Consider the following 17796-nt stretch of genomic DNA (forward strand, 5'->3'; position numbering starts at 1 on the left):
ATCTTCCATAAATTTGGCATCATACAATTAACGAAAAAATGATAAATGATAAATGACTCAAATGCGTTGGTTAGAACTTCTCTCAACTGTTCGTTTAGGAAGTAAGAAACAAAGTACAGAACAAGCACGAAGCCCTTTTCATAAAGACTATGACCGCATTATATTTTCACAAAGTTTTAGACAACTGAATCGTAAAACTCAAGTCCATCCACTGACTCAACACGATGGTATCCATACACGACTCACGCACTCTCTAGAAGTTTCATGTATTGGTCGTTCATTGGGTATGCTGGCAGCCGAAAAAATACAAAAAGAACTTCCAATCTGGATTTCCCCAGCCGATGTTGGCGCAATCATACAAGCAGCATGTTTAGCACATGATATTGGCAATCCACCTTTTGGGCATGCTGGTGAATATGCCATTCGTGAATGGTTTGACGATGCAGCACATACTGATTTTTTAAAAGACTTAAGTTCTGAACAACAAGCAGATGTTCGTCAGTTTGAGGGTAATGCGCAAGGATTACGTTTGCTGACCAAAATTGACTACCATCCTCATGATGGAGGAATGCGCTTAACTTACGCAACGTTAGGAGCTTACTTAAAGTATCCGTGGTTATCCCAAACCATAGAATCTCAAGGTAATACACCTGCTAGTAAACGGGCAAAATTTGGCTGTTATCAAGCTGAGAAAGAAATCCTCAAACAAATTGCAGACCAACTTGGCTTAATTCAATTAGGTGAATATCGCTGGTGTCGCCATCCTTTAACCTATTTATTAGAAGCTGCAGATGATATTTGCTATGCCTTAATTGATTTAGAAGACGGGATTATTCTCAACATGCTTTCTTATGAAGAAGTTGAACCTATTTTTCTTGATTTATTAGGAGATTTTGGTATACCTGCTGAATTAAATATGCCCTACACCACTTGGCAACAAAAGATTGCAGCATTACGTGGTCGTGTGATGAAACGTTTGGTTGAAGAAGTCACGACTGCTTTTGTAAAGCAACATTTCCAAATTATATCAGGACAACTCAAAGGCTCTTTATTGCAATACTGTTCTGAAGATATTGAACTGGGAATAGATCGTGCCAAAAACCTCGCTCGTGAAAAGATCTTTGAACATCCACAAAAGTCAGGGTTGGAAATTATTGCACATCAAAGCCTGCAACATATCTTAGATGCATTTATTCCACTGACCACACCACATAAAACTTTAAGTTTTAAAGATGGCCGCTTGATGTCCATTTTAGAACGTTTTGGCGCTCGCTTTAGTGATAACCACTATGACAATATTATGCAAGTTCTTGATATTGTCAGTAAGTTCTCAGATCACCAAGCCTATAATTTGGCGCAAGAACTTCAAGGGAATAAGGTAGGGTTTTTCTGATGACATCACGCTATATTGATGATGGAGTGTATAAATCTCAGTTTATTTTTGCCGATCAATGGGTGCATTGCCCTGACTGCGAAACCCCAGGAGTCATCCATTATCAAAAGTTAGACAAAACAACGTTCAGTTGTGAATGCACGTCGCATTTTGTATTTACATGTCGTAAATGCAACCGTCACTTAGACAGTCATTCTAAAGAATACAATAAAGAATTTAATGGTCATTACTATGTTTATGTTACCGAACGCTGTCATTTTTGTGGTGGAACTCAACTCAGTGTAAACCAGAAAATATATCATCTTAAAAATCCAGTGACACATATAAAGGCAATTTGTCCTATATGCAATAAAACTTCTCAACTCAGCGTAAAACCACGAGATATCGACTATGCCAACGCAAATCGACTTAAGCATACGCAATTTGGGCTTAAACTGTATTTGACTGCGCATACCCGACTTGGCAATCTCTACATACACAATCCTGAGCATTTACAAGTACTCAAATCCTTTATTCTCGCTGATTTACGTGAAAGAACACAAAATACAGGAAATTCCAGTTATTTTTCTCGCTTACCTGCTTGGATAAAATCTGCACGAAATCGTAAAGAAATCCTCAAAGCAATTTTGCGTTTAGAGCAAATGGCATCTACTATTCAACCATGAACAAAATTAAGTGAACCAATGCAATGATCGGATGTCTTATCGGTGAAGTCTTCGCTTTAGAAGCACCAACAGTACTTTTAAATGTTAATGGAGTGGGCTATGAAATTGACACCCCACTTTCAACATTTTGCCAACTGCAAAAAGGACAACAGGTCACCTTATGGACGCATTTAGCTGTTCGTGAAGATGCTCAATTGTTATATGGCTTTTCAAACGCGCAAGAAAAAACCATTTTTCGTACCCTACTCAAAGTAAACGGTGTGGGTCCTAAAATGGCTTTGGGTATTCTTTCTACCTTAAGTGTAGAAATGTTAGTGCATACTGTTGAAAATGGTGACGTCAAAACTTTGGTTAAAGTTCCAGGTGTCGGTACCAAAACAGCGGAACGCTTAATGATTGAACTTCGTGATCGTTTTAAGGCATTTTCGACAGGCAGCACTTCAAATAACTCGACTACAGCTCAAATACAATTTACAGGTAATTCTGCTGTTGCTGAAGCTGAAGCAGCATTACAATCGTTAGGTTATAAACCTTTAGAAGCACAAAAACTGATTAATGCCGTGAAAGCAGACTATACTGAAGCAAGCGACATCATCCGTGCTGCACTCAAATCCATGAATAAATAAGACAGATCAAAATACTCATGCAAGACCGTTTAATTAGTGGGACTGAAAAACCTGAAGATCATTTTGATCGTGCCATACGCCCAACATCATTGGATGACTACATCGGTCAGCCTGTAGTCCGTGAGCAAATGGAAATCTTTATTGGCGCTGCACGTGGTCGTGGTGAAGCACTTGATCATACTTTGATATTTGGTCCACCGGGTTTAGGTAAAACCACTTTAGCCAATATCATCGCACGTGAAATGGGAGGTAATCTAAAATCAACCTCTGGTCCTGTTTTGGAGCGCGCAGGTGATTTGGCAGCCATGCTGACCAATCTTGAAGAAGGCGATGTGCTCTTTATTGATGAAATTCATCGCCTTTCGCCTGTAATTGAAGAAATCCTTTATCCTGCCATGGAAGATTATCAGCTTGATATTATGATCGGTGAAGGTCCAGCCGCACGTTCAATTAAGCTAGATTTGCCACCATTTACCTTGGTTGCCGCAACAACTCGTGCAGGTCTACTCACTTCTCCATTACGTGATCGTTTTGGGATTGTGCAACGTCTTGAGTTCTATTCCGTTGAAGATTTAACCCACATTGTGGCTCGTTCAGCACATTTAATGGATGTGCCTACTACACCTGATGGTGCAAAAGAGATCGCTCGAAGAGCACGTGGAACACCTCGTATTGCCAACCGTTTATTACGTCGTGTGCGAGACTATGCACAAGTCAAAGGAACAGGTGAAGTCACTCAAGAAATGGCGCAACGTGCCTTAGATATGCTGAATGTTGATAAAGATGGGTTAGATACACTCGATCGTCGTTATTTGTCGATGTTATTAGAACGCTTTGATGGTGGTCCAGCAGGTGTTGAAGCTTTAGCCGCTGCGATGGCTGAAGATTCTGGTACTTTAGAAGATGTGATTGAACCTTATTTGATTCAGCAAGGCTATGCGATGCGTACAGCACGCGGACGTATTGCGACTAATCAAGCTTATTTGCAATTTGGTATGACGCCCCCCGAATCCAAGTAAGTTAGATCGGGAATATTAAATATTCCCGATCCCTATTGATGGTTTTGTATCCATCAAGATAAAAATTCTTTGGATTAATTTTAAATACAAAAAATCAATGCTTTAATTTATAAAATATCGAAACTCTATCAGGATAAAGTTTCGATATAAGCTCATGCTAGAATTTAAAGGTAGTACTCAATTGAACTCGACGACCTTCTTGCGTGTTGCTGTACTGATTATAATAAAGTGAACCTACTTTTTGATAATCAATAAAGTTTTTATCAAATACATTGTATAAGCCTACTCCGATATCCAACTTCTCATTTACATTAAAGTTTGATCCTACGTGCATTAAAGCATAGGCTTTAAAATCACCGAGGGCATCATATACCCCCTTTTCGGTTGCTGTTAAATTATTATAGCTAGACGTATAACGCGCACGTTCACTTCGGTATTCACCCCTCGCCCATAATTGAATTTTATCATCGGCTTGCCATTTCATTGATGCATTCACAATATGTTTAGGCGTATCGTTTAAAGGTGGATTTCCCAGTGCTTTATCCTGAATTTCCGTTTCAGTCCATGTATAGTTCAATCCCAATTTCCAAGTCGGCACGAACTCCCAATTTAAACCAGTTTCAATACCATAAATATCAGCTTTTTGCGCATTGATTGGACGTCTAACGCTCCAAGTACGTGAACCTGTATCACCAGATTGCATTAACCATGATGTACCAATGCTTGCCATATATTTTTCACAATCAGCTTTTATTATAGCGTCCTTGGCATCACAGGTTCTCTCTGTAGGACCAGTAACAATCTTATCTTTTACCTGACTGTAAAATGCAGTGATATTGGCATCAAAATTGGATTGATTATTAAAATAAGTACCGAACTCAAGATTACGACTTGTTTCTGGTTTTAGATTAGGGTTACCAAAAAGTGGCGTTCGCCCTTGTCCACCAACATTATAAATCCCATTGGTCAAACGTTCTAAGCGAGGTGCTTTATATCCCTCACTATAACCACCTTTAAGGGTCCAATTATCATTTGCATTCCATACCAAATAGGTTCTAGGTGTCCAAAAGGAGCCAAAGGTATCATGATTATCAAAACGCAAACCCGTTGTGAGAGCCAAACTTGGAGTAAGTGCCCATGTATCTTCTGCAAAAACACCAATCTGTTTAAAAGAAACGTCTTTATTTACCCTTAATCCATCTTTAATACTGGCATCCCACCATTGTCCACCGAGGGTAATGTTGTGTGCATCAAAATATTGCGTCGCTAATTTAGTATCAAAAATCGTATCTTTACTCTCTAAAAGTCGAGGGTTAATTGCGTTTGAACCTGCTTGTGCACGGGATGGAATAAGTCGACCTATTGTTTCGGTCTGGGTATTACTAATACTCGAATCTAAAGTCCCTATCTTATTACGCCATGTATGCGCAAGTACGGTTCGATTTCGGTTAAATTCTTTTGCTTTGTCGTAGCCACCATTTGCACCAAGCGTACCCAGTTGCCCCTTACTGTTATCGTACCATTGATCTGTTTTTTCATACTCTAAAGAAAGATCATGCTGCTTGGTTGGTGTTAGTGTTAAACGAGCACCAATCGTATCAATATCCGATTTAGTCGGATTATTCCCCATTCCTAGCTCTACAACGTTATCATTCTGATCGAGATAGCCTACATTGGACTGGCTCCGTTCAGCTTTACGGGTGCGAAGTTGTATACCTAGTAAGTCTTTAATAATTGGACCAGTAATAAAAGAATCTACAGCACGTTGATTACCAAAGCTTGAACTATTTGGCAGTAAGGTTGCTTCTATGGTTGAACTACCTGTCCATTCATTGGATACTTTTTTAGTAATGATATTGACAACACCCCCCATTGCATCTGATCCATAAAGTGTTGAAGCAGGTCCTCGAATCACCTCAATCCGTTCAATTGCTGAAATCGGTGGGATAAAACTATTGTTGGATTCACCGAATCCATTGGGAGTAATATCTCCTGTACTGTTTTGACGGCGACCATCGATTAGCACCAAAGAATATTCAGCATCCATTCCTCGAATTCGAATATTCAGTCCCCCTGTTTTTCCAGCTTGAGGGCTAATATCAACACCTTCAATATCGACTAACGCGTCTGCAATAGAGTTTATACGTTTATCTTTTAAATCTTTTTCGGTAATCACCGTAATACTGGCTGGTGCATCTTTTAACTTTTGCTCGTAGCCTGCAGCTGAAACAACAATAGTGGCAAGTTGTTGAGCAGAATTCACTTCTGCATTGTTATTTGCATAGACTGTGCTTGTTGTAATACCTAAAAGCGCTATCGAAACAGGACGAAGATTAAACTTTCTCATACATAAAATTCCATGGGATGGACGAGATCAGATTTGAAAAATATGCAAACATAAATAATAAGTATTCTCATTTGCATCAAAAGCCGTACAAAACTTATCAGAAATAGTGAAGAATTAATACATTTAAAATTAAATATTACTTAAATGTAATTTTCAGAATCATAAATAGACTGCAATCAATGCTTATCTTTCTTATTATCTACAACAAATCATATTCCAAGTTATGACAGCTTGATGAGCAATAGCCTCATCACGCTTATAACAGCGATTTAATAATCAATGCCGCTTGATGAATTGCCAGACTTGCTCCATGGGATTCAATTCTGGGGAATAGGGAGTTAATTTTAATCAGATAACATTGTCTTAATTGAGTGAAGGTTGATGCTTGATGATCCACCAAAAAAATTTTTAACAGTCCATATTTAGGCTGGATATACTGTTAAATTTATGTTGTGCTTAAGTGTTAGGCTCGCTGTATTTTTTATGGAGATACCATAAAAAATCATTGCAGAAACTGAGCTATTATGCTCTTCTTCAATAATCATTAAGATTTTTTTTTCATTATTCACTTTTTCAAAACAGTGAAAAGCCTATCTATGCCCTAATTCAGGTTGCTCACGTTCAATCCATTTCTGATAGCTAATACTGATATTAAAAAAATTCATACCGACCGCAAGCCCTATAGATAACAAACTAATTGATATTGCTTTTGTGTTTCTGAGCAATAGTGATAATGCAAATAAAACAACCGATGAGCCTACAAAAAACATATCTATAGATATGGCATAGTGATTATTTCTTGTCATAAATGAAAGTATATAAACTAAAAATATACCAAACAGATTTAAAGTAGAAAGCCAAAATAATATTTTTAATTTCATGAAATTACTTCTTTTTCTCAACAATTAAGGCAGGGATTTTTTCAGCACCAAAGAAGTATTAAAACTTATACTTTTTCTTTAATAAAATTTCTATGATTAAAACTATGGGAGTCGTTATATAAAGCTTTAAAATTACAATTAAATATCCCATTACTAACGCATAATCAATAGGTCTTAACTCCATCTCAGGTTTATTAAATTTAAGAACAATCAAGGTAATAAAAAAACTAGAAATAAAAATTGATAAGAATGCTTTAACTGAGAAATATTTAATGAAATTACCCATAAAAAATAATATGTTTGAACAAATAAAAACAAGAAGTATATATATAAAAAAATTTTCTTTAATTAACGCCCTATCTATAAAATTGTATGAAAAAATAAAACCTATAAGTAGTTGAGTATTTAAAACAATATAACTTACATATTTATTCATAAGCAGACCCTAATTTCCTGTTATGATTTTTAAAGGTTTTGAAATTTTATCCATTTCCTTTTTTAAATTAGAAGGAAGAAAAATACCAGATGGTATATTCTTAAAAATACCAACTCCAGATATTGCACCAGAGGTACATTGAGTACAATTTAAAACTGGTCCACAGCCAACTTGATTTAGAATATTTTCTTCAATTTGATAGAACTCTTTTCTAGATACATAAAATGAATACAAATAAACTCTCTCACCATTAATTAACTGATATTCAAGATATTTTTTAAAAACGTCATGCTGTTTACCTAAGTCATCAACAGGGAATAATCCTAAAGATCCTCCCGAAATACCAGGATAATGAAAGCTACCATTAGGGTCATAAATTTCAAATGTATTTGGTCCTATCAATAACATCCCAGCATGTGTGCCAAGGATAACTGTATTGTCATTGACCATAATGGTTATTCTATAGTTTGTTTTAATCCCTATTTTAACTGGGGCTTTAGCTTCTGTTCCTGACATTGTAAGTGTTTTATTAAAAATGTTCATCTAAAAAATCATCTAAGTTAAAGAAATTATTAACAATCTCTATTTTAAGTTTTTCAGCACGATTAGTATTTTGTAGTGATGATATTAAACCATTCTCATCAGTAACCCCCTCTTCTATACGTCCGTTCTCTCTATGTATCTTGTAGGGCATATTTGCAATAATGCTACTTGTTTCCACATCAATCAGCATAAATTCATCAGAAAAAAGCTGTTCATTCATCAATTGTATTATTTTCATTATTGAACTATTTTGCAGACCTCTACAACGAACAGCCAAATCAGATATTTTTATGTATTTAGCCCCACAAGTTGAAGTATCACCAGCCACAATAAGATTGCGACCATTAACTTGTATAAATCCTCTTTGTGTTGCAATAGCCTTAGATAAAACTTTACATTTTGGGCAATAATGTGTCATCCCTTCAAGATGAACACCCTTGCCTTCAACGATCCAAGAATCATCACCTTCGAGAATTCGCCCACCATGGTCAGTAAAGCAATCTTTTGTTATAAATGCTTGCATCTTTGATTACCTCAAAATAAATAATTGAAATTACTAAATTTAAAACTTATTTTCTTTTTATAAAAATACCTAAAAGCGCAATTGTATTTGGTCAAAGATTAAAATTTGTCATACATAAAATTCCATGAGATTGACGAGATCAGATTTGAGAAATATGCAAAAAAAAATAATAAGAATTCTCGTTTGCATCAAAACCATACAAAAATTATCAGAGATAGTGAAGAATTAATACATTTAAAATTTAATATTACTTAAATGTAATTTAAGTAATGAACAAAAACTTCTTATTTATTTGAGAAATCAATCGACTTTACATAAATGATCTTTATTTATGGAACTTCAAGGATCAGATGGATATATGAACAGCTCCTATTGTTAATTTAAAGTATCTCAAATATAGTTCACGATATAATCAAGGCAGAATAATTAACATTTTATAAAGGGCTTAACATGAAATATTTATGTGTTTTATTAATAGTTATAGCTTCAAGTGCAATTGCAGCTAATTTTAAAAATGATATGTCCTATTTGGTCGGTAAGCACCCTTATATAGCCATTCAAAACAAACTTGCTTTACAAGCTCTTCCAAATAACATTCCCAAAAAAGACTTCCAAAAGCTTAAAGACAGACTGTCTGTAGGTGCAAAAGTTACAACAGCTGGTCAATATGTCGTATTACAAGGTTGTAAAGCACACCTATGTGATACTGATGCTGCAATTGTGGTTTTTGACAACTTAAATAAATATTCTTATGCCGCATACATAGAAAACATTGATGGAACATTGGGCACCCCAAATGTCCAAATTTATCAAAATACAAGATCAGACCCAAATACAATAGCACCCATTTATCAATTTATGACTGATCATAAAGTTTCAATGACTACAGAATTTGAAAAATAATAAAGAAATATTTATATTTCCACCTGACAAAAACTAACCCACTAGTAAGTGGGTACAAGTTTAAAGAACTAAGAAAAATCAATATAGTGGTTTATACATTTCCATACACCCTAGATAATATTTAGATGAAAAGTTACTTAATTGTCTATTCTTATCTGCGCTTTCTGATTGAGTAAATGCATCTCTAATTATTAACTGAATCATCTCATACAAATATTGATTACTTTCAGATTCATTTGCATGATCATTTCTTTCAAGCATTTCTTTTAAAGACATTCCTTTTTGTTTTTCCTGCATAACTGTATGAGCTATCTCCATTAAATCACGACAATTTGATTCATGCTCCTTGTCACTTACAGGCTGTCGTGGTGCAGCATTGGAAAAAGATATTGAGGCAAAAAATACAAAAATTAGTGTTATTTTTTTCACTTTTATCTCAGTTATAAAAATTAGCTTTCTTACTTCATTTTTATAATTAAGAATATCTAAAGTCAACTCAATTTATAACATCTGGGGGCATTAACTTTGATTTTAACACCTCGAGATGTTGTAGCTCTATTGGCATGTACAGTGTTTTGTAAAGTTAGGTCTACTTGAGTTTGATATGTCGATCCTGATCATAATCTTTTAGCACTTTTGGTTTAGATGTCCTATTTTTCAGATATTTACTTTTTTAGGCAATTTCTAAAGTTCAATGTTGCATCAAAACCTTTAACTCATGTTCAATTCGCTAATACTCAGCCCTTTTCACTTTACTCGGAATGTAATCTTGTGCCATTTGAGAAAACATACCTTGTGCTAAAATTTGCGCCAAAGTCAGTGCTGAATTCTTGTGAAAATCTATAAGTGGACCGAATCAATTTTTTTCTGCAATATTAATTTTAAAGCCTATGTACAGATACTGTTCAAACAATCCGTCGTTGTTCATGTAGATACCTATGTCGCTCAAAAAACCACATAGCTGCTGAGGTACTATTGAGATGTTTCTTTATAGATCTTGTAAAATTCAATTCAGCTATTTGGTTCGTCATTTAAAGTTCTTCTTTTTTCCGATTAGATAATCTGAAATTGAATCAGCACAAGTAAGTACTGACAAACTATTGATAGATATGCAATAAACAACACAGGAATGCATAGCAACATGAGTAACAAATTCGAATTCCAAATCCGTGTATATATTGAAGATACAGATGCTGGCGGCATCGTCTATCACGCCAATCATATTCGCTTCATGGAACGTGCTCGTACTGAATGGCTACGTGCTTCTGGGATTGATCATTACTGGCATCAAAAAGATTACAATTTTGTCGTCCATAAAATTGCTTTGAAATACTCACGTCCTATACTGATGGACGACCTGATTACTGTTACAGCAAGTGTAGTTTCATGTAAAGCTTCGTCATTTGTGTTGCAACAAAATATATATCGTGGTGAAATCATGCTTGCTTCTGGCGAGGTAGAGTTGGCATGTTTAAGTACAGATATGAAACCTCGTAGAATTCCTGACGAAATCCGTGATTTAATTCTTCGAGAATTAGCCCACGAATAAAAAATATTTTTGGCACATGTAACTATGGCAACACAACTAGAATCTTCTCTGCACATCTCTGATTTAATCTTACAAGCGAGCCCTGTGGTTCAATTGGTCATGCTGGTCTTAGTACTTGCATCTGTTTTTAGTTGGTATCTGATTGCCAAGTTACATATGGGCTATAAGAAAGCACGCCAAGGCGACGACCATTTTCAAAAAATATTTTGGTCTGGCGCTGAACTTAATACCCTCTATAACAATGCGCAACTTAACTCTAAACGCGATGGTCTGGAAGACATCTTTTATCAGGGTTTAAGTGAATATTTGAAATTGAAAAAGCGCCAAGCTGATACTGTACCCATGATTGAAGGTACAGAACGTATTTTGCGAGTAGGCTTAAGTCGTGATCAAGGTCGTTTAGAACAAGGTTTGAGTGCCTTAGCCAGCATAGGCTCTGTCGCTCCTTATGTAGGTTTATTTGGTACTGTTTGGGGCATCATGAGTGCCTTCATCGGTTTGGCACAGGTTGAACAAGTAACTCTTGCCACTGTTGCACCAGGCATTGCCGAAGCACTGATTGCAACTGCGATTGGTTTATTTGCGGCAATTCCAGCAGTATTGGCATTTAACCATTACACTGCAAAAGGTGAAGAAATTTACTCAGATCGTGCATTATTTGCCGAAGAAATGGTGGCGCTGTTACAACGTCAGTCTGTGGGAACTACACAGGAAGCTGAATAATGGCAATCCAACGCTCAGGACGTTTTGACCGTGTCAAAAAGCCTTTAAAAAGTGATATGAACGTTGTTCCCTATATCGACGTTATGTTGGTTTTATTGGTCATTTTTATGGTTACAGCACCTATGATTACGACGGGTGTCAAAGTTGACTTGCCACAAGCCAATAACAATCCGATTCAATCTGAGGATCGACCTGCTATCGTGACGCTTAATGCGGATGGAAGCATCCAGCTCGAAGATAAAACACATAACAATGATGTGCTTACTTTAGAAGAGCTTAAAATTGTCCTTACAGAAAATCAAAAGCAAGCTCAAGCAAACAGCAAACAATTGAGTGTTTTGATTAATGGCAGTGAGTCACGCCCATATGGTGAAGTGATGAAACTTATGTCTGCATTACAAGATGCGGGTTTAAGCCAAGTTGGCTTACTGACAGAGTCTGTAAAGTAAGTTATGAAAAATACTCAAAAGCCACAATCTAAAGATAAAGCGATTGCACTTGGATTTACCCTTGGTATTCATGTGGTGGCGATTACAGGCTTACTCTTTTTAGGTCTTAGTCGACCACCAGAACCTCCGAAGCAAATTAAAACTGTTCTTATCAAACCTGAAGATTTACCTCCTCCAGAACCAAAACCATTGGTAGACAGTGATTCAACGGAAACAGCTGACTCAAAAATTTCAGAAAATATCCAACAAACTGCTGAACCAGACCAAACTGCGCCTGAAATTCCAGTCGAATCAAAGCCTGATACTAAAGCAGTGGATATAAAAAAAGCAGCTGATGAAGCTAAAGCCGCTTTAGAACAAAAAATGGCACTCGCTGCAGCGCGAGCTGATCAGGAAAAAGCCACAGAACAAGCAAAAGCGAAAGCTGAAGCCGCGGAGAAAGCGAAACAAGAAGCCGCTGAAAAAGTGAAACAGGCAAAAAATGCAGCTGAAAAAGCCAAAGCTGAAGCTGATGCAAAAATTAAAGCTGAAACGGCGGCTAAAGCGAAGCAAGAAGCCCTCCAAAAAGCTAAAGCCGATGCTGCTGAAAAAGCAAGATTAGCTCGTCTTGATGCTGAAGCTAAACGTAAAGCTGAAGCAGCAGAAAAAGTGAGAAAAGACGCTGCTGAAAAAGCTGCTCAAGCCAGAGCGGATGCAAAAGCCAAAGCTGATGCCGAAGCTAAACGCAAAGCGGAAGCTGAAGCCAAACGTAACGCCGATGCTAAAGCCAAAGCAGATGCTGAAGCTAAACGTAAAGCAGATACGAATGCAAAATCCAAGGCTGATGCCGAGGCAAAAGCAAAAGCCGAGGCAAAATCTAAGGCAGATGCTAAAGCCAAAGCTGATGCAGATGCTAAAGCCAAAGCAGATGCGAAAGCCAAGGCAGACGCAAAAGCCAAGGCTGATGCAGATGCTAAAGCCAAAGCAGATGCAAAACGCAAAGCAGATCTTGCTCGCGAATTAGAGGAAGAAAAGAACTCTGCTGCTGAGAAAGTAAAAGAAGCAGCTGCGAATAAAAAGGCAGAAGCCAGAACAATCGCCTCAAATGCAACCCGTGATTTTACAAACAAGGTAAGATCAGCATGGAATGTTCCGTCAGGAACAGCTGGAAAAAAAGTAAGTGTAAGATTTACTCTATCTGATTCAGGTCAAGTTCTCTCTGTAGTTCTCACAAATCCTAGTGGAGATGAACAATTGGATGCAAGTATTAAAGCAGCGATTAAAAATGCAGCTCCATATCCAATGCCATCTGATCCAACAGCTAGAAATCTTGCTAAATCTGTAACCTCTACATTTACAGCAAAATAAGATCTGTAATCTACCCTGCTTCAGCAGGGTTTTTATTTGATTCACGTTATGGATAAGGTATTTGTGAAATTTTTTTTATTTATATTTCTTGCATTGATCTATCAAAGCACGCTTGCAAATCAAAATAGCCAAATTACTGAAACTAATTTTGCATCAATCCATCCAATGGAATTGAATACAACTGCGTCAGCCCTTGAAAAGAAAAGTGATCTTGCCAACGAGCAAAAAGCGAAGGCTAAAAAACTGGCATTCAGCATAAAAAAAGAATTTGTCCATAAAATTCTAAGGGCTTGGCATATACCAACAGGTGCAACAGAACAAAAAGCCAACGCACGTATAAAGCTTACACAAAATGGCTCCATTGACTCAATCGTTGTCAGTTCAGCAGCTCCAGATGTCAAAACAAGTATAGAGCAAGCGATCTACGATGCAGCGCCATTCACATTGCCCACTCAACCAGAAGTTAGGAGAGATGTACAAAGTTTCTCAGTCAACTTTATTGTAGAATAGAATTTGCATTCTCTATAGTTAAAACAATATCTATTATCAACCAAGTCATATAGACACATTGGAAAAATAAAATGCAATTTAAAACATTGCTGATTAGCAGCTTTCTTATTTGTTTCTCAACATTTTCATTTGCTGAAAAAAATCAAATCAACCCGCCAATTGAGGTTAACAGGCAACAAATACCTTCTAACCCGTTTACACATGAAATGCCACCAACTGCTCCACCCCAGCAAAAAAATACACCTACACAAAATGAACAACTTAGACAAAATCAAATCACCAGTCAAATTTACAAAAGCAGAATGAATCGTATTACAAAATATTGGAAACGCCCTGCAACAGATTTAGCAGAGAAAGCCAATGTTCGGGTCTATCTAGATGAACAAGGAAATGTTGAAGATATTCTATTCGTGGGTGGACAGTTTAGTGATGAATTTGCGCTTTCAATCAAAACAGCGATTTATAAAGCTGCTCCCTTTGAAATGCCTAATGAACAATCGCTTAAAAAACAATTTCAAGAAATTCCTCTCCAATTCGCTGTCAGTGAATAATATCCTATGTTTCGTCAACGGTTATGATTTTAATCAATTTGTTTAGATAACTTATCAAGCTGTCATTCATCTGAGTCATACATTTAGATTTATTTTTTATCAACAAACAGCGAATTATCATCTTTTATTCATAATTACATGCTTTATATAGATTAAAATAATGTCTTTATGCTACAAAGCTAAGCATAGTTAAAAATTGATATTTGAGTACATGAAGTCCAATGAAAATCATGCCTAAACGTCTATTAGGATTAGCGATAATTGTTGCATTGAGCCCAGCATTGATCACCACATCGTATGCACAATTGCATTTAGAAATTGCTAAAGCTCCTGAGTCCGCACCTAAAATTGCCATTCTTCCTTTTAGCAATGATCAATCCATCTACCCGATCATCGAACAGGATTTAAATCGTTCTGGTCGCTTTACCAGTTCTTCTAAAAACTTACCTGCAACTGCCAGCGTAAATAATGTGAATGCAGAAGCTTGGAAAGCCGCTGGTGTTCCTTATGTCGTTCTAGGTGAGTCAAAAGTAAATGCTGATGGTTCATTGGCTGTACATTACCAACTGTATGATGTCGAAAAGCAAAAATTCTTGCTCAATGAATTGCTCACAGTTCCTGCTTCGCGTGTACGTACCGCAGCACATATGATCAGTGATGCTATCTATCAAGCATTAACAGGTATCCAAGGTGACTTTACTGGACGTATCGCCTATGTGCTACGCAACCCTGCAACACCTGATACACGTTATACTTTGCAAATCGCAGATACCGATGGTGAACAACCTAAAACTGTGTTGAGCTCAAGAGATCCTATTCTCTCTCCTGCTTGGACACCAGATGCTAAAAAGATCGCCTATGTATCATTTGAAACAAAACGTCCAGCCATTTATGTTCAAGATTTGGCTTCTGGCGCTCGTGAGAAATTAGCCTCATTCCGTGGTTTGAATGGTGCACCTAGTTTTTCTCCTGATGGAAAATCTATGTTGTTCACCGCATCTATGCACGGCAATCCTGAAATATATCAAATGGATTTAGACACTCGTCAAGTTAAACGAATGACCAATGACAGTGCAATTGATACAGAAGCACGCTATGCACCTGATGGGAAATCATTTATTTTTACCTCTGACCGCGGTGGTTCAGCGCAAATTTATCGCTATAGCTTTGATGACGGGTCAACAAAACGTTTAACTTTCCGTGGCGCATTCAATGCTCGTGGTACGCTCAGTGCAGATGGCAAATATGTTGCATTGGTACATCGCCCTTCTGGCAGCAATTACAAGGTCGCGATTCAAGAAATTTCTACTGGAATTACCAATATTCTCACTCCAACAAGTCTCGATGAATCACCTAGCTTCTCTCCAAACGGGCAAATGGTGGTATATGCAACGCGTGAAGGAAATCGTGGCTTATTGGCAATCATGTCAACAGATGGTCGTTTCCGTATGAATTTACCGAGTGAACAAGGTGAAGTACGTGAGCCTGCTTGGGCACCTAAATGATTTACCCATGTCGCATGACTTAATTTAAAAAGGAAGTATCGGAGATCAACATGAAAGCTATTCAATATTTAACGTTACCATTACTCGCAGCAAGCTTAGTCATGACTGGTTGTGCCAGCCGTAAACCTGCTGCAACAGTAGAGTCTGGAACAAATCCCAATAGTGCGACTACGGTAAACACGACGGGCTTAAGTGAAGATGCAGCTTTAAATGCACAAAATTTAGCAGGCGCTTCAGCCAAAGGTGTAACTGAAGCAAACAAAGCATTTTTAGCAAAGCGTGTTGTACATTTTGACTATGACAGTAGTGATCTTTCAAATGATGACTATCAGACACTTCAAGCGCATGCACAATTCCTAATCGCCAATGCAAATTCAAAAGTTGCTCTAACAGGTCACACGGATGAACGTGGTACCCGTGAATACAATATGGCTTTGGGTGAACGTCGTGCAAAAGCTGTAGAAAGCTACTTAATCACTAACGGTGTTAAGCCAAACCAATTAGAAGCGGTAAGTTATGGTAAAGAAATGCCAATCAATGCAGGACATGATGAATCTGCATGGAAAGAAAACCGTCGTGTCGAAATTAACTATGAAGCTGTTCCACCGTTATTAAAATAATTTTTAAAAACAATATAAAAATGCCCAATTCAATTGGGCATTTTTATTTTAGGCTAGCCGACCAATTGATGATTTTGACATTTATAGTCAATCTGTTGAAAAATTTATACAGAAGAATATTACTTCTCTCGATCAATAAAATGAATACAATCAATATATTGTTTGATGATCTAAAGCTTGCACTGCCACGCTTGACATCTATAGTTAAATTTTAAAAACGAGACTTTCAATTGATTAAAAATCAATACCGCCATTTTTGGAGCTTTTGATCACCGATGAGCTCAATCACCATATCTTCTACCCATTGCTCAACTTGATCAGGGGTAGCATCACCAAATAAATCCGACTGCAACAAGATTAAACAACATTTGAGATATTCATCGACATCATCAAAGATTTTTGCCAAATAAGGTCTATCATCATGATCAAAATAATAGACTTCTTTGCTTATGTCATGAAAACAAAACATATTGCCATTACCGAGATAGTCACTAAAAGTAATCAAATGCGGTAAAACCTCTAGATCTTTTGAAGTGAATTCAGGTGCATATTCTGGTGCGGCAGCCCATATATCTTTTAAATAGCCAATATCATCAAACTGTTGTAGCTCTTCACCAATATCCGCAATGCCAAATGTTTGATAGAAAATTTTTAGAGAAACTGGCAAAGTGGTTTTTAAGCGCAGTTCAAGTTGATCAATTTCATCAATATTTATTGGAGATGCAACTTCTTCATCATTTAAATCTGCAAATGATTGCAAAATGCGTTGGGTTTTTACCTCCCACTCTGGCTCTCCAATTTGATGAAATGGAAAGACGATATCTGCTTTATGATGAATTTCAATCATGATTGATGCGATAGTCTTCGAAATTTACTTGGATTATAAAATAAAAAAGCGCTTATCAAAGTGATAAACGCTTCTTATTGATTAAGCCTTTGACTCGTCTGGCTTGGGACTTTGCATGGATTCAATCATATCGTGCTTATTGAATTCTTTGAACTCAGGTTTAGCTTCGTAATTCTTCCATGCTTCTTTCACATTTTCAGCACTAATCTCTTTAAGATCAATACCTTCATTTTGAGTCGGAGTCGCTTCAAACTTTGCCGTTGTCATGTGAGTGCTCCTTTACGTTATTATCCGTATATCCAACATAACACTTTCTAAAATACTTGCAAGGGTAATTTCACGACAAATAACACAGGATA

At 36.9% G+C, this 17796-nt stretch carries 21 protein-coding genes; 13 read left to right on the plus strand and 8 right to left on the minus strand.

The window, feature by feature from the left end; genetic code table 11:
• The first annotated feature begins 52 nt into the window (after nt 1-52).
• Genes I9192_RS13860 through ruvB form a run of 4 tightly spaced genes read left to right on the plus strand, consistent with a single transcriptional unit; the run spans nt 53 to nt 3703 of the window.
• Nucleotides 53-1393: a deoxyguanosinetriphosphate triphosphohydrolase gene (locus I9192_RS13860; protein ID WP_005032360.1), complete on the plus strand. Its 1341-nt coding sequence runs from the start codon at nt 53-55 to the stop codon at nt 1391-1393.
• Entirely contained in the window at nt 1393-2058 is a 666-nt protein-coding gene (locus I9192_RS13865; protein ID WP_005032362.1) for a hypothetical protein, read from the plus strand. Before I9192_RS13860 ends, I9192_RS13865 begins: the two co-directional genes overlap by 1 nt.
• A 23-nt stretch (nt 2059-2081) precedes the next feature.
• A complete protein-coding gene (gene ruvA, locus I9192_RS13870; RefSeq protein ID WP_005032363.1) occupies nt 2082-2684 on the plus strand; it encodes a Holliday junction branch migration protein RuvA in 603 nt (200 codons plus the stop codon).
• 17 nt (nt 2685-2701) lie between these two features.
• Nucleotides 2702-3703, plus strand: a complete 1002-nt coding sequence (ruvB, locus tag I9192_RS13875; RefSeq protein WP_004824631.1) for a Holliday junction branch migration DNA helicase RuvB — start codon at nt 2702-2704, stop codon at nt 3701-3703.
• A 157-nt stretch (nt 3704-3860) separates the two neighbouring features.
• On the opposite strand, the gene I9192_RS13880 is transcribed toward ruvB, so the two are convergent.
• From I9192_RS13880 to I9192_RS13900, 5 genes are all read right to left on the minus strand, one after another.
• A complete protein-coding gene (locus tag I9192_RS13880) occupies nt 3861-6050 on the minus strand; it encodes a TonB-dependent receptor domain-containing protein (RefSeq protein WP_005032365.1) in 2190 nt (729 codons plus the stop codon).
• Nucleotides 6051-6640: 590 nt separating this feature from the next.
• On the minus strand, nt 6641-6931 hold the full coding sequence (locus I9192_RS13885; protein WP_004824633.1) for a hypothetical protein: 291 nt from the start codon (nt 6929-6931) through the stop codon (nt 6641-6643).
• 58 nt (nt 6932-6989) lie between these two features.
• Nucleotides 6990-7367 carry a hypothetical protein gene (locus I9192_RS13890; protein ID WP_005032367.1) on the minus strand — a complete coding sequence of 126 codons (378 nt, stop codon included), beginning with the start codon at nt 7365-7367 and terminating at the stop codon, nt 6990-6992.
• Between the two features lie 9 nt (nt 7368-7376).
• Nucleotides 7377-7910: a hypothetical protein gene (locus tag I9192_RS13895; RefSeq protein ID WP_005032368.1), complete on the minus strand. Its 534-nt coding sequence runs from the start codon at nt 7908-7910 to the stop codon at nt 7377-7379.
• Entirely contained in the window at nt 7897-8433 is a 537-nt protein-coding gene (locus I9192_RS13900; protein ID WP_005032370.1) for a PAAR domain-containing protein, read from the minus strand. Before I9192_RS13900 ends, I9192_RS13895 begins: the two co-directional genes overlap by 14 nt.
• 450 nt (nt 8434-8883) lie before the next feature.
• Between I9192_RS13900 and I9192_RS13905 the strand changes: the two genes are divergently transcribed.
• Nucleotides 8884-9336, plus strand: a complete 453-nt coding sequence (locus I9192_RS13905; protein WP_005032374.1) for a hypothetical protein — start codon at nt 8884-8886, stop codon at nt 9334-9336.
• 78 nt (nt 9337-9414) lie between these two features.
• Here the strand turns inward: I9192_RS13905 and I9192_RS13910 are convergent, their stop codons facing one another.
• Nucleotides 9415-9831, minus strand: a complete 417-nt coding sequence (locus I9192_RS13910) for a hypothetical protein (protein ID WP_051084257.1) — start codon at nt 9829-9831, stop codon at nt 9415-9417.
• Between the two features lie 646 nt (nt 9832-10477).
• On the opposite strand from I9192_RS13910, the gene ybgC reads away from it, so the two are divergent.
• The 8 genes from ybgC (at nt 10478) to pal (ending at nt 16590) form a co-directional block, all read left to right on the plus strand.
• Nucleotides 10478-10885 carry a tol-pal system-associated acyl-CoA thioesterase gene (gene ybgC / locus I9192_RS13915; protein WP_004724526.1) on the plus strand — a complete coding sequence of 136 codons (408 nt, stop codon included), beginning with the start codon at nt 10478-10480 and terminating at the stop codon, nt 10883-10885.
• Between the two features lie 24 nt (nt 10886-10909).
• The gene (gene tolQ, locus I9192_RS13920; RefSeq protein ID WP_004824635.1) at nt 10910-11608 is read left to right on the plus strand and encodes a protein TolQ; all 699 of its coding nucleotides are present in this window, start codon (nt 10910-10912) and stop codon (nt 11606-11608) included.
• Nucleotides 11608-12057, plus strand: a complete 450-nt coding sequence (gene tolR / locus I9192_RS13925; protein ID WP_004824636.1) for a protein TolR — start codon at nt 11608-11610, stop codon at nt 12055-12057. Before tolQ ends, tolR begins: the two co-directional genes overlap by 1 nt.
• 3 nt (nt 12058-12060) lie before the next feature.
• Entirely contained in the window at nt 12061-13404 is a 1344-nt protein-coding gene (gene tolA / locus I9192_RS13930) for a cell envelope integrity protein TolA (RefSeq protein ID WP_005032379.1), read from the plus strand.
• A 63-nt stretch (nt 13405-13467) separates the two neighbouring features.
• Nucleotides 13468-13914, plus strand: a complete 447-nt coding sequence (locus I9192_RS13935; protein WP_228129517.1) for a cell envelope integrity protein TolA — start codon at nt 13468-13470, stop codon at nt 13912-13914.
• Nucleotides 13915-13985: 71 nt separating this feature from the next.
• The gene (locus I9192_RS13940; protein ID WP_005032384.1) at nt 13986-14465 is read left to right on the plus strand and encodes a cell envelope integrity protein TolA; all 480 of its coding nucleotides are present in this window, start codon (nt 13986-13988) and stop codon (nt 14463-14465) included.
• Between the two features lie 221 nt (nt 14466-14686).
• Nucleotides 14687-15970 (plus strand): Tol-Pal system beta propeller repeat protein TolB, encoded by a 1284-nt coding sequence (gene tolB / locus I9192_RS13945; RefSeq protein WP_005032388.1) that lies wholly within the window; start codon nt 14687-14689, stop codon nt 15968-15970.
• A gap of 50 nt (nt 15971-16020) precedes the next feature.
• Nucleotides 16021-16590 (plus strand): peptidoglycan-associated lipoprotein Pal, encoded by a 570-nt coding sequence (pal, locus tag I9192_RS13950; RefSeq protein ID WP_004824646.1) that lies wholly within the window; start codon nt 16021-16023, stop codon nt 16588-16590.
• A gap of 241 nt (nt 16591-16831) precedes the next feature.
• On the opposite strand, the gene I9192_RS13955 is transcribed toward pal, so the two are convergent.
• Complete coding sequence (locus I9192_RS13955) at nt 16832-17437, minus strand: SMI1/KNR4 family protein (RefSeq protein WP_005032391.1); 606 nt, start codon at nt 17435-17437, stop codon at nt 16832-16834.
• 81 nt (nt 17438-17518) lie between these two features.
• A complete protein-coding gene (locus I9192_RS13960) occupies nt 17519-17704 on the minus strand; it encodes an NF038105 family protein (protein WP_004824653.1) in 186 nt (61 codons plus the stop codon).
• Between the last annotated feature and the right edge of the window lie 92 nt (nt 17705-17796).

This window comes from Acinetobacter bereziniae (assembly GCF_016576965.1).
GTDB lineage: Bacteria > Pseudomonadota > Gammaproteobacteria > Pseudomonadales > Moraxellaceae > Acinetobacter > Acinetobacter bereziniae.